Here is a 14,096-nt window from a genome sequence, read left to right on the forward strand (position 1 = left end):
CTTCAGTGGCTCGCGCGGTCGGATGAAAGATCGAGCACGCCCTGAGGGTCCACCCGCATGCGGACCGCCTCTCCAAGCTGCAGCGTGCAACGCGCCATGCTTTCGACGACCAGCGGCTGCCGGTCGCCAACGTCGACGAACAGCCGGGTGCGGTCGCCCAGAAAGAAGGCGGCGGCAACCGTGCCGACGAGGTCGGCGTGCTCTCCCGCGACTGCGATGCGCACGTCCTCGGGTCGGAAAAGAATCTCGCTGGCCGCACTGTGCCCACCCTGCCAGGGGACGATGCCTGCGGCGCAGATGAAACCGTTCGGCCCTATTTCGCCGCTGAGCCGGTTCATCGTGCCGATGAAGCCGGCGACGAAGGGCGACGCCGGCTGGTGATAGATCTCGCGCGGAGTGCCGGTCTGGGCCACGCGGCCATGCGACATGACGATGATGCGGTCGCCGAGCGCCATCGCCTCGGCCTGGTCGTGTGTCACGTAGATCGCGGTGATACCGAGTTCGCGCAGCAGCTGGTTGATCTCGACCCGCAGGGCGTCGCGCAGCTGGGCGTCGAGCGCGGTCAGCGGCTCGTCGAGCAACAGCGCACGGGGCTGCACCGCCAGCGCGCGCGCCAGCGCCACCCGCTGCCGCTGCCCGCCGGAGAGCTGGTCGATACTGCGGTCGGCCAGCGCCTCGATGCGCATCATTGCCAGCATTTCGGCGACCCGCGTGCGCTGCTCGGCCAGGGGCCGTTTGCGGATGCGCAATCCGTAGCCGACGTTCTCGGCCACCGTCATGTTGGGGAAGAGCGCGTACGACTGGAACACCATGCCGACGTTGCGCGATTCGATGCTTTGCGCCGTGACATCCACGCCGTCAAACAACACCCTGCCACCTGTATCCGGCTGTTCCAGCCCGGCGATGAGGCGCAGCGTGGTGGTCTTGCCGCACCCGGAGGGCCCGAGCAGCACGAGGGTTTCGCCGGCACGGATGTCGAGATCGAGCGGCTCCAGCACCCGGGTGCCGTCGGCAAAGGTCTTGGCGCAGGACTGCAGGCTGATCGACAGCGGCTTGGGAGATGTGGCGAGTGTCATTTCGACTCCGGAACAGGATCGTCGCTGATGAAGCGCTTGGGCCGCGGACGGGCAAAGGCCTGCATGGCCAGCAGCAACGGCACGATCATCAGCAGGAAGATCAGGGTGTAGGCGCTGCCGATCTCGAGCCGCAGCGACGCATAGGCGTCCGCCAGGCCAACCGGCAGGGTCTTGGTCAATGGGGTGTGCAGCAGCCAGGTTAGGTTGAACTCGCCGATGGAAAGCGTCACCACCATCAGCGAACCGGCAAGAATGCCGTTGCGGCAATTCGGCAGCACGATGTCGAAGAAGCGCTGGCGAAAGCTCGCGCCGAGCGAAGCCGCGCCCTCCTCCAGCGTTTTGAGGTCGATCGAGGCCAGCACCGCCAGCACCGAGCGCACCATGAACGGCAAGGTGAACAGCACGTGTCCGACCAGGATGAAGGTCCATGAGGTGCGAAAGCCGCCCATCCCGCCGTAAGCCGAAATCAGTGCAAGTGCGGTGGCAAGGCCGGGCACCGCGATCGGTAGCATCAGCAGCTCCTCCACCAGCCGGCTCAGGCGCGAGCCCGAGCGCGTCAGCACATAGGCAGTGGGCACGCCAAGCACCAGGGTGACGAGCAGGCAGGCGAGCGCGATGCCGATCGAGCGGAAGATCGTGTCGCGGTAGCCGTCCCACACCTCGAACACCCAGCGCAGGGTCAGCCCGCTTTCGAGGCCGACAAAGTAGTTGGACGTGAGCCCGGCCAGAATCGACAGCACGACCGGTACGATCAGGAAGGCGCACACTGCCAGCGTAAACGCCAGTTGCAGGCCGAAGAGCATCTTGTGGCTTTTCATTGTTGCCCCCTCATCCTGCGGCTGCGACGGTGGAACCCGCAGCCGTCCGCGCCAGTGCGAGCACCAGCCAGGTCACCGCGCCGAGCACGAAACTCAGGGCCGCCGCCATGGCGATGTTGGCCGACAGGGTGAACTCGGTATAGATGACCATCGGCAGCACGTTGATGCGCGCCGCCAGCGTGAATGCGGTGCCGAAGGCGCCGACCGCGGTCGCGAAACAGATCGCGCCGGCGGAAATGAAGGCTGGCTTGAGGCCGGGCAGAATCACGTCGAGCACCACCCGCCAGGTGGACGCGCCAAGCGAACGCGCCGCCTCCTCGAGCCGGGGATCGAGCTTCTCGGTCGCACTCATCACGGTAAGGATGGTGCGTGGCACGGAGAAATAGACATAGCCCATGAACAGGCCAGCAAGCGAATAGGCAAACACCCATTTGTCGCCACCCAGAGCCTGGGTAATGGTGCCGATCAGGCCCTGACGCCCCGCGAGCATGATCACCATGAAGCCGATCACGACACCGGGAAAGGCCAGCGGCAAAGTGAGCATCGACACCAGCAGCGCATTGCCGGGAAAGCGGTGGCGCTGCAGAAACACGCCGGCGATGGCGCTGATCAGCAGGGTGGCCACGGTGGTGGCGGCGGCGACGCCAAGCGTGGCCAGCAGCGAGTTGAAGTAGATCGGATCGGTGAGGATGGCGGTGTAGGCCGACCAGCCGCGCGCACCGCTGCCGCCGACGAGAAACAGCCGGCACATTGGCAGAATGAAGAAGGCCCCGAAGAAGGCGGCCGCAGGCAGGAGTAGAAAGATCATGTCCGGGGGTCGCGTCCGGAAATGCACGGGTCGGTCCGGCCGGCCCGTGCATCCCGGAATTGCGCGAGTTACTTCACTTCGTTGCGGTAGCGTTCGACGATCATCGGCTGCGCGGCGGCGAGCTTTTTCAGGTCGACCGGTTTTGCGCGCGCGTAGTCGGCGTCGGGCAGGAAGCGGGCCTTGGCTTCGGCCGACAGATGCTCGGCAAACACCGGGCGCAGATAGGCATTGCCCCACATGGTCTGGCTTTCATCCGACAGCACGAAGTCGAGGATCTTGCGGCCGTTGTCCGCTTGCGGCCCGCCCTTCACCAGACCCATCACATAGGGCAGCACCACGGTGCCTTCCTGCGGAATGACGAAGCGGGTCGGCGCCTTGTCGCCATACTGACCGCGATAGGCGTTGAAGTCGTAGTCGATCAGGATGGGGATCTCGCCGGAGATGACGCGGGCGTAGGAGGTCTGCTTGGGCACAATCGGCTGGTTCTTCGACAGCTGATTGAGGAAGGCAATCGCCGGGTCGATGTTGTCGTAGCTGCCGCCGAGCGCGAGGTTGATCGCCATCACGCCAAGCTGGCCGACGGCGGCCGAGGTCGGGTCGAGATAGCCGACCATGCCCTTGTATTCCGGCTTGAGCAGATCGGACCAGCGCTGCGGCACCGGCTTGCCGCCAAGTGCTGCGGTATTGACGAACAGGCCCAGTGTGCCGGAGTGGATGGCAAACCAGTGGCCGTTCGGATCTTTCAGCCCGTCAGGAATCTTCTCCCAGCCCTTGGGCTGGTAGGGTGTCAGCACACCGGCGTCGCGCGCCGGGTCGGCAGCGATGCCGCCGAGATAGACGACGTCTGCCACCGGATTGGCCTTCTCGGCGATGAGCGCTGCGATCGATTGCCCCGAGTTCTTGTTGTCCGGCGGCACCTGGATGCCAAGACGCGCGTTGATGGCCTTGAGCTGCGAGCCCCAGTCGGCCCATTCGGGCGGGCAGTTGTAGCAGATCGCGTGGCCTTCGGCATGCGCAGAGGCAATGGTGCCGACGGCAGTCACGGCCAGCGCGACGCCGGCGACGAAACGTCGCATTTTCGGAAAGTTCATGGTCGGATCTTCCTTCAGGGGGTGGGTGATACGGATGGAGGTGCAACAATCAGCACGACGCCGGCGTCGTCGAGCATGGCGGCGACAGGGGGCGGCACCGGCTGATCGGTGAACACACAGTTGGCTTCGGTGATATGTCCGCCGCGCACGATGGCGCCGCGGCCGAACTTGGAGTGATCGAGTACGAGGAAACGTCGCCGGCAGTGGGCGGACAATTCGGTGCGCATGCGCACTTCGTCGTGGTTGAAATCGAGGAGGCTGCCGTCATCGGCCACGCCGCCGACGCCATAGATGCCGATATCAACCGAGAAGCGTGAGAAGAAGCCGTGGGCCTCTCCGGCGATGACATCGCAATCGAGCTTGCGCAGCCGGCCGCCGGCGATGGTCAGCTCGCACGAAGGGTTGCCGCGCAGGGCCAGCGCCACATGCAGGTTGTTGGTCATGACGCGCAAACCGGCGCGATCGATGAGGGCATGCGCGCACTCTTCGGGCGTGGTGCCGATCCCGAAGAACAGGGTCGCACCCTCCGGAATCGCTTCGGCAACGCAGCGGGCAATCCGGCGCTTGGCCTCGCGATCGAGAATCTGCCGCGCCGGATAGGCCACGTTTTCCTCTTCCGGCAGGACATCGATGCCACCATGACGACGCCGGCACAGGCCACGATCGCACAGGGTGTTCACATCGCGCCGGATGGTCTGGGTGGTCACGCCGTACAGCGCGGCGAGCACGTCGATCGACTGATAGCCATGCTCGCCGACCCGCGCGAGGATCGCCCTCACGCGGTCTTCCGCCGATAGCGTGTCGGCGCTCTGGCCAGTTGCTGCGCGAATGATCTGCCCGTTGTTCATATGAACATGATCGCGCCCCCCTGTTGCGCTTCATTGACGTTCATATGAACAAAAGATGACTCCCGGGCTTCACCCCCTTTGCGTAAACGCTAGCGCACCAGCCTCAGGATGTCGCCGGGCGCAATCGCCCGAGAAAGTCGACAAGGGCGGCAGCGAACTGCCCGGGGGCCTCGACATGCGGATAGTGACCTGCCCCCTCGATGATCAGGCTGGCGCAGCCGAGCTGCCCCGCAAGCCAGGCGGCCTCGTCGCGGGCATCGCGAAAATCCGGATCGCGACTCCCCATGACCACGAGCGCCGGCACCTTGACGCTGCCGACAATCGACGCCGTCTCCGCCTTGGACAGCCCGACCATGATGCGCAGCGCCTCCATGCGCCCGGGCCCGCGCAAGGCCTTGTCCAGCGCCCGACGATAGCGCTCATGGTCTGGCGGCTTTGCGAGCGTAAACAGGCTGTTCCAGTAGGTGAGCCAGAACCAGACCCGCCACGGCCCCCCAAACCCGAGCGCCAATGCCAGACGGGTCACCACTGAAGGTGGGCCATCACGCACGATCGGGCCCAGCAAGACCACGCCGAGAACCTTATCCGGCGCTTCGCGGGCGGCCCACAGCGCGGAGCCGGCGGCAAAGGAGTTGCCGAACAGGAACACCTCCGTGCGTCCGAGGTGCCGGGCCACCGCCAGGGCATCGCTGCCAACCGCCCGCGCCGAGTAGTCATCCCAGCGCACCGAGCTGTCCCCGTGACCGCGGATGTCCATGGTCACGACGCGATAGCCTGCCGCGACCAGTAACGGGCTCAGGTAGCGATACTCGGCACGTACATCGCCCATGCCCGGAATCGCAATGATCAGCGGGCCGTCCCCGCCAGTGTCATCGCAGGCGATGCGCCCTCCATCGACCTCGACGAAGAATGTGTTCACAGCAGATGCCGAAGGCGGGAAAGCAGCGTCCGCGCCCGCCTTCACGGTCGGAGAATCAACGTCGTTCGCGACAGTCAGCATGGGCAGACACCCTGAAAAAAGTCGTGAGCCGTCCGCCATTGGGCGGCTCCGATAACAATCTAGACCACGGCCCCCCGATTTGCAGAGAAAGCCTTGCAGCACGAGCCGCACGGCTCCTTCATGCAGGCTGCGAGCATGTCGGATCCGGCTCTTCCTGCCGTCGCGGACGCTGCATGAAATTGTTCAGCAGCAGCGCAAGAATCACCATCCCGCCGCCGCCGACCTCCCACACACTGACCGGCTGCCCCTGGACGGCCTGTATGACAAAAGCAGTGATGGGTACGAAATTGATGAAGAGCACGCCATTGACCGGTCCCAGGCGACGCACACCCTCATTCCAGCCAATCACCGCAACAATCGAAGCCAGCACGATGATGTAGGCAAAACTCGGAAGGCTCGCCGTCAGTTCAGATGCCGCCGGCAGCCGAGCGGCACCGGCAAACACAGCGACCACCGTACTCAGCGCGATTCCGCCCACGCCAAAGCTTACCGTCAGCACGCTGTAGCGCAGCGGTGACCAGCCGGCGAAGCGCCGCGCACCAAGCGTGTAGATCACCCACGACAGCACGCCGGCAAGGATCAGTCCATCCGCCCCCGCCGAGTTCGACTCGAGCAGTGCAAGCGGACGGCCATCGGTCACGACCATGGCAACGCCCAGGAAGGCAATCAGGATGCTGATTCCTGTATGCCACGCGGGCATGGTGCGCGACATGACGGCGGTGACCACGGCCGTCAGCAAGGGCATCAGCGCAACCAGAATGGCGCCGTGTGCGGGTGTCGATGCGCGCAAGCCGGTAAACACGAAGAGGCTGAAGCCGCAGAAGCCGGCGCAGCCGAACAGGAAAAGGGCCGGGCCCCGCCCCTCGGCCCGCAGTGCAGCACGCCCCTCGACAACCCACAGGATCGCCAGCATGATCAGGGCCGTGATGCCGTACCGGATCAGGGTCAGGAAATAGGGATCGACAAATTGCAGGGTAGCCTTGGCCACCGGAAACATGCCGCCCCAGCTTAGCGCTGCTGCCAGCATCAGAAGGCAGCCCATCAGCGGGGACTGCGAAGAGGTGTTCGGATTCATGGTCGCACTCCGTTGAAGAGAACTTGTGCAAATGATGGTAAGACGCTAAAAAACTCTCGCCAATTAGCTAAATTCAGGAAGCCTCTGTGCGCAAATCAACCGACTCAAAGCTGCAATGGGAAGATGTTCGCTACTTTCTTGCCCTCACGCGCGAGGGCAGCCTGTCTGGCGCGGCGCGAAAGCTTGTGGTCGAGCATTCCACCGTTGCACGCCGGGTCGAGAGCCTGGAACAAGCCATCGGATTGCGCCTCTTCGACCGCCTGCCGCGCGGCTGGCAACTGACCGCAGAAGGTGAGGGGCTGGTCGGTCTGGCCGAACGCATGGAGGACGAGGCGTTTGCTTTCGAACGTGCGGCAATCGGTACCGGCAGCCTGAGCGGGACGGTACGTGTTTCGCTTCCGCCCAGTCTGGCCAATGTGTTTCTGGTGCCTCGCATTGCCGCCCGGCACGCGGACTGGGGCGGCATTACGCTGGAATTGGTGGGTGATCTGCGAGAGGTGAATCTGTCCCGGCGCGAAGCCGACCTGGCCGTCCGTCTTGGACGGCCGCAGGATCCAGGGCTGGTCGTGCGCTCACTGGGAAAGATCGGCTTCGGTCTTTACGCGCATGTGGACTACGTCCGCAAGCACGACGAAGGTGACTGGACCTTCATTGGCCTCGACGACAGTCTGCGCCACCAGCCGCACCAGATCTGGCTGGAACAGTACGCCGGCCAGCGCAGTTTCGTGCTGCGCAGCAATGACCAGATTGCACTGCTTGGTGCGGCGAGGGCGGGACTGGGCGTCGCCTGTCTGGCGCATTACCTGGCGGGAAGTGACACAAGCCTGGCACAAGTGACGACAGCCGAGCCTGTGCCAAGCCGCGAAATATGGTTGGTGCTGCACGCCGACGTCCGCCGCTCGCCGCGGGTCAGGGCGATCGCCGACCTGATCACCAGCCTCTGCGAGGAGGACGCCGGCTTTCTGGCGGGACCGCGATAACAGCGCATGTCCGGTTGACGCACCAGTCCGGTGCGCCTGCGCTCTGGAACGCACGCCCGTCGCGCAATCTCCGGTACGCCATCCACGGCGTCAGCGCCGGCAAGCCACCTGCGCAGCGGTGATCCACAACCGGGCGTGTCCGCATGCTTCTTGCTATCCAAGACGAACACGCGTCACATCTGACATAGAATTACGGCAATCTCAGGCCCCTACTCTGGCCAAAGCGGGTATCCGGCATCCGCTTTCCAGTATCGCTCTCGCACTCAACAGGACAAAACCATGCGTTCACTCAACTTCATCGGCGGCGAAAAAGGCGGCGTCGGCAAATCGGTCGCCGCCCGCGCCCTCGCGCAGTACTTTATCGACCGCGAGCGCCCCTTTACCGGCTTCGATACCGATCGCTCGCACACCACCTTCACCCGCTTCTATGCCGACTACGCGTCACCAGTGATCGTGGACAGCTACGAAGGCCTCGACACGATCGCAGCCAGCTTCGAGGACGCGTCGGACGAAGAACCCGGCAACAGCGTGATCGTGGATCTGGCCGCGCAGACTGCCGCACCGCTCGCACGCTGGATCAAGGACTCGGATTTGCTGCCGCTTTTTGCCGAGATGGGCGTCGCGGTCAACTTCTGGCATCTCGCTGATGCGGGCAAGGATTCGGTTGACCTGCTGGGCAAACTGACTGAAACCTACGGTGCCGGCCCCAACTACTTCGTGGTCAGGAATCTCGGCCGTGGCAGCGACTTCTCGCAACTGGACGCATCGCAGGAACTCCAGGATGCACTGGCACTGGGTGCCCAGGTGGTAAGCCTGCCTGAACTGCACGAAGGCAGCATGCGCAAGATCGACCGCAAGGATGCCAGCTTCTGGGCGGCCATCAACGTGCGCAATGGCAGCGACGCACTCGGCATGCTCGAGCGTCAGCGGGTGAAGACCTGGCTGCGCAACACCTACGCAATGCTGGACAACCTGCCGGTCTAAGCAGAATCGGCGTTCCCGCACTCGGGCAACACAGCCCGGGTGCGGGCCCCGCGCCCTCGCAGCGCCTTCAGGCAGGGACGATGCGCCCCTTGCCGGCGCGCTTGGCCTCATACATGCGGGCGTCCGCCTCGTTCAGCACCGCATCTCCCGACATCCCCGTACCCGGTTGATAGAGGGCGATTCCGGCGCTCGCTCCGACGCTCACCGACACCCGGTGCAGCGCAATCGGTTCCACAATGCTCTCCAGCAGTTTGGTCGCCACCCGCTGACCGTCTTCGAGGCCATTGACGCCCTCAACCACCACCACGAACTCGTCTCCTGACAGCCGCACCGCGCTGTCGACCTTGCGCAGGCATGCACGCAGCCTGTCCGCGACTGCGCACAGCACCATGTCGCCACTCTCGTGTCCGAAGTCGTCATTCACCGCCTTGAAGCCGTCGAGGTCTACAAACAGCAGGGCAAACGGCTGTTCGCTGCGGTCTGCCCGTGCAATGGCCTGCGGCAGCAACTCGCTCAGCGCGCGACGATTCAGCAAGCCTGTCAGCATGTCCTGTCGCACTTCGCGTTCGAGCAGCGCTTCGATTTCCTTGCGTGCGGAGATATCACTCAGGAACGCGCTGAAGATCTTTTCGCCATCGATGTCCAGCGCCTTGATCCGGACCTCGACCATGATGCTGGTGCCATCACGCCGCAGCGCAGTCACCTCGCGCGCCTGATCGAGGACGTGAGTCGTGCCCGTCTGCAGGTAATTCTCCACGCTCTCGACGTGCGCTCGGCCCGCCTCGGGCGCGATGATCAGCCTTTCCAGACGTTGCCCGATCGCCTCCGCGGCAGACCACTGAAACAGCGCTTCTGCCTTGCGGTTCCATGCGGTCACCAGCCCCGACTGGTCCATCGAAATATAGGCATAGTCCGCATGCTCGATCACCGCGCTCAGCTCGGCAGTGCGGCGTCGCAAGGCCTGGTCGGATTCGCGCTGGCGCTTGATGGCACCAAGCAGCTGGGCGTTGGCCTCGCGCAGCTCCCGCGTGCGCAGGATCACCCTGTCTTCGAGTTCGTTCTGAATCGCATGAAGCGCCTCCTCCGCCACCTTTCTGGCGTGGATGTCCTTGATGATGGCGACAAAGTACTCCAGCTCGCCATTCTCTGCGGTCTTGCTGGTCACGTTGAGGCTGATCCAGACCGGCCGTCCGTTCTTGCGGACATAGCGCGTTTCGGTCTGATAGTGCTCGACCCCGCCATCCACGAGGCGCTGCAACTGCAACAGGTCCGTTGCCAGGTCGTCCGGATGCGTGATGTCCTGAAAGCTCAGGCGGTTCAGTTCGTCTTCGCTGTAGCCGACGATGTTGCAGAGCGACTGATTGACACTGATCCAGGCCCCCTCGGGAGACAGAAAGCCGATACCGACCGATGCGAGTTCGAACATGCTCCGGTAGCGCACTTCGCTGGCATCGAGAATCTCGCGCGAGCGCTCCAGCTGTGAGCTGGAGAGCAGCAGCGTCTCGCGCAGCTTGACCTCCTTGCTGGCCAGGTCGCCGAGGTCACACAAGGTATCGAGTTCTTCCTGACTGAGCGTGCGCGGCTTGTCATCGATGACGCACAGGGTGCCAAGCGCAAGCCCAGCGGACGAGCGGATCGGCACGCCGGCATAGAAGCGGATGTTCGGCTCGCCGGTGACCAGCGGATTGTCGCAGAAGCGCGGATCCTGTGTGGCGTCGCTGACCACAAGCGGCGAAGCCTTCAGAATCGTGTGCGCACAGAATGCATACTCACGTGGCGTCTCGCTCACCTCCAGTCCGACCCGGGACTTGAACCACTGTCGCTGTTCGTCGACCAGCGACACCAGTGCGATGGGGACATCCAGCACCCGGGCCAGCAAGCGGGTGATCCGGTCGAAAGCGGGCTCGGGCGGACTGTCCAGCAGGTCGAGGGCATGCAGAAGTCGAAGACGTTCGCCTTCGTCGGCGGGAAGAGCGGCTTTCATGAAGATCCTCTGGAAAGTGCGCGTTCGTCTGCACCGGCTGTTCGACTTTTCCCGGAACGACGGGACGCACGCAAGGCGTCAGACACAGACCGGAAGGGGGTTCGGTTCCCGATGGGACCAGTTCGACAGGCGCGGCACGGGAGACGACACGGGCATCGGCGGGACGTTTGCGAAGGCTGGCACGGGACAAGCATGAGCCAGGCACGCTGCAGAAACAATTGCGGTTCACCCTGCAGCCCGGCGGCCCGGCGGCCCGGTTCACATCGGGGGCACCTCAAGCCCCGGCACGATCCGCGCTAGACCCCGCCAGCCTTGTCGCGGCGGAAAGTCCACACCGCGTTGCCAACGTAGTGCCACACCAGCAGCAAACCCGTGGTGAGGACCTGCGCCAGCAGATAGTGCAGCCCCATGAGGTTGGTCAGCAGATACATCAGCAATGCGTTCCAGCACAGCCCGACCCCGGCGACGGTCATGAAACGCGGCAGGGCTTCCGCGTGGGCGCGCCCGGAACGGAATACGAAGCGATGGTTGATGGCGTAATTGACCATCGCCCCGAGCAGGAAGCCCGCGACCGAACCCGAGATGGGCGGTGCACCGCCCATCTCGACGAGCACCAGCAGCAAGGCATAGTGCGCAGCGGTTCCCACCAGCCCCACGGCAGCGAAACGCACGAAGCGGATCAGTTCGGCACGCGCGATCACAGGGGAATGCGCTCGTCACCAGTCAGGTGGCGGCGATCGCGGATGATCGCGAGCGGCACGCCCTCGCGCACCACCGATCCGATGACACGCCCCTTGAGCGCGCCATCGCAGCCCATCTGTGTTGGCGACAGAAAGAAATCGGCTGCGGTCCAGTCGCTCGTCACCGTGAATCTGGGGTCGAGCCACGCCTGTGCCTGCAGCGCTTCCGCACACACGGCCACGGAGTACCGTCGACCGCTCTTGCCCTCGTGCGCCACATAGGCGTTGAGATCCTCCGCCGCCTCGCGCAGGCTCGCGCCCCAGTAGTCCTGCTCCCACTCGCCGACGGTGCCGGCCAGCCCCCCGGCAAAGCCGTTGTAGGCGACATATTCGTAAGGGTGCAGATGCGCGAGCGCCGCGCCGTGGCCAAGCGCGAGTACGGCACAGCATGCCGTCGCAAGGCGCCTGGCATGTGTGAAGCGCACGGCATGAAACCATGCCTGCGTCAGCCCGATACCCGCAATCACCGCCAGCGGCGGCAACAGGAAGGTGAAGTGGCGGATGCCGTTGTAAAGCGGCGGCGCTGCCAGCAAGGTGTATCCGAGCGGGACACAAGCGGCGAGGATCAGCGGCAGCCAGGGCAGCGCCAGCCGGCGGAAAGCTGCCTTTCGCAGCAGCGGCAGCATGCGCAAGGCTGCAAGCAGCCCCAGCACCAGACCGAGCAGGAAGAGTTCGGGCAGGCGCACGAGCAGATACCAGGACAGGTAATACCCGGGAACGTCGCCGTTCTTCATCACCGTGCCACCAAGAATGGTGTCGAGTTCGAAGGAGAAATGCGAGAACGCAGTCATCGCCTTCACGAGGTTGGCCGGGGACATCATCGCCCACGGCCAGAACACCCCCATGAGCACAAAGGCAATGCCGGCGGCCGGCAGCAGTGCGCGCAGCGAACGCCAGAAGAAGCGCAGGCGCGCGCCCAGTTCGTCAGCCCTGATCCAGGCTGCGGCCATCATGCCGACACCGAGATAGAACACCGCGAATACCGCCCCGACCCGAAGGCCGAAAGCACAGCCGATGGCAATGCCGAGTCCGATCACGTCAGCCCGCGCCGGGCGCGGCAAGCTGGGCAGGATGCGCACGATGAACAGCAGGGACCACACCATCGTGGTCGCAAACGGAACATCCTTCGTATGCGTGAACATGGCCCCGGTCCATGCGCCGGTCAGCGCCAGCACGACCAGCGCGGCGAGCGCGGCCGGTCCTCCGGCAAGCCGACGCGCCAGCAGCCAGGTCCCGGCGAGCCCGCCCAGACCGAACAGGGCCGACAGCAGATGACGCAGGTCCCAGACATTGATGGACGGCAGCAGTCGCTCAAGCCCGGCGGCAATCAGGTCGAACAGGCCGCCATAGAGATAGAGGTTCTTGTACTCGAAGGCGGCGTGATCGGTGAAGCCCGACCCGTAGAACGCTAGCAGCAGCCGTCCGTAGACGTGCTGCACCTCTTCGTCGTTGCTGATGCCGTACTGGTTGAAGCTCAGCACAATGAAGATGCCGACGAGCGCAAGCAACGCCCACCCCAGGTTGAGCGTCGGCAACGCGCGCTCCAGGCCGGCAGCGGCCCGCGCGCCCGGACGGACGACCGTTGTTACACCTGCGCCGCTCAACGCGTCTGCCCCTCGAAGCCGATGCGTTCCGACACCAGATAGAGCGGACGGGCCTTCACCTCGGTAAAGATGCGCCCGACGTATTCACCGAGCACGCCCAGGCTGATGAGCTGGATGCCGCCCATGAACAGCACCGCAACCATGATCGAGGCATAGCCTGGGACGTCTATGCCCCAGATCGCGGTGCGCAACACCAGCCACAGGCCGTAGCTGCCCGAAAGTGCTGCCATGCCAAGCCCGATCAGCGACCACACCCGCAGCGGCAAGGTGCTGAAAGCGGAAAAGCCGTCGATTGCGTAGCGCAGCAGGCGCAGCAAGGGCCAAGCAGATGCACCCGCAACTCGCTCGGCAGGTTCGAAATCCACGGTTTCCTGGCGAAAACCCACCCAGCTGGTGATGCCCTTCATAAAGCGGGTACGTTCCGGCAGGCTGTTGATGGCATCGACCACCGTCCGATCGAAGAGGCGGAAATCACCGCCGCCTTCGGCCAGCGCCACTTCGGACACACGCCTGAACAGATTGTAGAAACCCCGCGACAACTGCCGGCGCAGCCACGGATCCGTATCGCGCGAGCCACGCACCGCCGTCACCATCTGCGCACCATCGCGCCAGCGTTCGAACATCTGCGGGATCAGCTCGGGCGGATGCTGGAGATCGCCATCCATCAGCACCACCACGTCACCGCCCGCCGCGCGCAAGCCGGCGGCCATCGCAGCCTCCTTGCCAAAATTGCGCGCGAAGCGGATGGCCCGTACCGCCGGATCCCGAACGCCAAGAGCCGCCACCTCGGCAAAAGTGGTGTCGCGGCTACCGTCGTCGACAAACACCAGCTCGTAGCTAGCGAGCGGCATGGCGTCCAGCACCTCGCACAGCCGCGCATGCAGCGCCGCCAGCGATCCGCTCTCGTTGTAGAGCGGGACCACCACCGAGAGCGAAGCTCGATGGACCCCGGGCGCGACAGCAGGGGCAGCAAGAAGCTCATTGAGATCAGGACGGGACACGATGGGAAACTCGCACGAAAAACCTCCACGCGGAGGAACATCACGTAAACGGGCCATCAGGCTCGCGCGTTGACCGATCACCTGTTA

Annotated in this window: 13 protein-coding genes; 2 read left to right on the forward strand and 11 right to left on the reverse strand. The window is 64.4% G+C overall.

The annotated features are described in order from the left end of the window. Positions 1-2: 2 nt before the first annotated feature. The 7 genes from CEW87_RS02655 to CEW87_RS02685 all read right to left on the reverse strand — a co-directional run bounded on the left by CEW87_RS02655 (position 3) and on the right by CEW87_RS02685 (position 6,716). A complete protein-coding gene (locus CEW87_RS02655; protein ID WP_108971346.1) occupies positions 3-1,076 on the reverse strand; it encodes an ABC transporter ATP-binding protein in 1,074 nt (357 codons plus the stop codon). Then, the gene (locus CEW87_RS02660) at positions 1,073-1,894 is read right to left on the reverse strand and encodes an ABC transporter permease (protein WP_108971347.1); all 822 of its coding nucleotides are present in this window, start codon (positions 1,892-1,894) and stop codon (positions 1,073-1,075) included. The genes CEW87_RS02655 and CEW87_RS02660 overlap by 4 nt, the downstream gene beginning before the upstream one ends. Before the next feature lie 10 nt (positions 1,895-1,904). Next, positions 1,905-2,702: an ABC transporter permease gene (locus CEW87_RS02665; RefSeq protein ID WP_108971348.1), complete on the reverse strand. Its 798-nt coding sequence runs from the start codon at positions 2,700-2,702 to the stop codon at positions 1,905-1,907. A 68-nt stretch (positions 2,703-2,770) separates the two neighbouring features. Then, positions 2,771-3,793: an extracellular solute-binding protein gene (locus CEW87_RS02670; protein WP_108971349.1), complete on the reverse strand. Its 1,023-nt coding sequence runs from the start codon at positions 3,791-3,793 to the stop codon at positions 2,771-2,773. Positions 3,794-3,807: 14 nt separating this feature from the next. Next, positions 3,808-4,641, reverse strand: coding sequence for a DeoR/GlpR family DNA-binding transcription regulator (locus CEW87_RS02675; protein WP_108971350.1), 834 nt, complete (start codon positions 4,639-4,641; stop codon positions 3,808-3,810). A 103-nt stretch (positions 4,642-4,744) separates the two neighbouring features. After that, entirely contained in the window at positions 4,745-5,560 is an 816-nt protein-coding gene (locus tag CEW87_RS02680; protein ID WP_199917105.1) for an alpha/beta fold hydrolase, read from the reverse strand. Positions 5,561-5,759: 199 nt separating this feature from the next. After that, on the reverse strand, positions 5,760-6,716 hold the full coding sequence (locus CEW87_RS02685) for a DMT family transporter (RefSeq protein ID WP_108971352.1): 957 nt from the start codon (positions 6,714-6,716) through the stop codon (positions 5,760-5,762). 86 nt (positions 6,717-6,802) lie between these two features. On the opposite strand from CEW87_RS02685, the gene CEW87_RS02690 reads away from it, so the two are divergent. Both CEW87_RS02690 and CEW87_RS02695 read left to right on the forward strand, forming a co-directional pair. Further along, positions 6,803-7,696, forward strand: a complete 894-nt coding sequence (locus tag CEW87_RS02690; protein ID WP_199917106.1) for a LysR family transcriptional regulator — start codon at positions 6,803-6,805, stop codon at positions 7,694-7,696. A 279-nt stretch (positions 7,697-7,975) separates the two neighbouring features. Continuing rightward, positions 7,976-8,680, forward strand: a complete 705-nt coding sequence (locus CEW87_RS02695) for a mobilization protein (protein WP_108971353.1) — start codon at positions 7,976-7,978, stop codon at positions 8,678-8,680. 67 nt (positions 8,681-8,747) lie between these two features. Here the strand turns inward: CEW87_RS02695 and CEW87_RS02700 are convergent, their stop codons facing one another. From CEW87_RS02700 to CEW87_RS02720, 4 genes are all read right to left on the reverse strand, one after another. Then, entirely contained in the window at positions 8,748-10,664 is a 1,917-nt protein-coding gene (locus tag CEW87_RS02700) for a PAS domain S-box protein (protein WP_108971354.1), read from the reverse strand. Positions 10,665-10,960: 296 nt separating this feature from the next. After that, complete coding sequence (locus tag CEW87_RS02710) at positions 10,961-11,365, reverse strand: GtrA family protein (protein WP_108971356.1); 405 nt, start codon at positions 11,363-11,365, stop codon at positions 10,961-10,963. Beyond that, positions 11,362-13,008: a hypothetical protein gene (locus tag CEW87_RS02715; RefSeq protein WP_332871693.1), complete on the reverse strand. Its 1,647-nt coding sequence runs from the start codon at positions 13,006-13,008 to the stop codon at positions 11,362-11,364. Before CEW87_RS02715 ends, CEW87_RS02710 begins: the two co-directional genes overlap by 4 nt. After that, positions 13,005-14,009 carry a glycosyltransferase family 2 protein gene (locus tag CEW87_RS02720; protein ID WP_234421643.1) on the reverse strand — a complete coding sequence of 335 codons (1,005 nt, stop codon included), beginning with the start codon at positions 14,007-14,009 and terminating at the stop codon, positions 13,005-13,007. The genes CEW87_RS02715 and CEW87_RS02720 overlap by 4 nt, the downstream gene beginning before the upstream one ends. Between the last annotated feature and the right edge of the window lie 87 nt (positions 14,010-14,096).

This window comes from Parazoarcus communis, from assembly GCF_003111665.1.
GTDB classification, from domain to species: Bacteria; Pseudomonadota; Gammaproteobacteria; order Burkholderiales; family Rhodocyclaceae; genus Parazoarcus; species Parazoarcus communis_B.

Excerpts from the sequence above, each read along its gene's own strand:
- CEW87_RS02655 (WP_108971346.1), bottom strand. The coding sequence starts at position 1,076 with ATGACACTCGCCACATCTCCCAAGCCGCTGTCGATCAGCCTGCAGTCC.
- CEW87_RS02660 (WP_108971347.1), bottom strand. The coding sequence starts at position 1,894 with ATGAAAAGCCACAAGATGCTCTTCGGCCTGCAACTGGCGTTTACGCTG.
- CEW87_RS02665 (WP_108971348.1), bottom strand. The coding sequence starts at position 2,702 with ATGATCTTTCTACTCCTGCCTGCGGCCGCCTTCTTCGGGGCCTTCTTC.
- CEW87_RS02670 (WP_108971349.1), bottom strand. The coding sequence starts at position 3,793 with ATGAACTTTCCGAAAATGCGACGTTTCGTCGCCGGCGTCGCGCTGGCC.
- CEW87_RS02675 (WP_108971350.1), bottom strand. The coding sequence starts at position 4,641 with ATGAACAACGGGCAGATCATTCGCGCAGCAACTGGCCAGAGCGCCGAC.
- CEW87_RS02685 (WP_108971352.1), bottom strand. The coding sequence starts at position 6,716 with ATGAATCCGAACACCTCTTCGCAGTCCCCGCTGATGGGCTGCCTTCTG.
- CEW87_RS02695 (WP_108971353.1), top strand. The coding sequence starts at position 7,976 with ATGCGTTCACTCAACTTCATCGGCGGCGAAAAAGGCGGCGTCGGCAAA.
- CEW87_RS02700 (WP_108971354.1), bottom strand. The coding sequence starts at position 10,664 with ATGAAAGCCGCTCTTCCCGCCGACGAAGGCGAACGTCTTCGACTTCTG.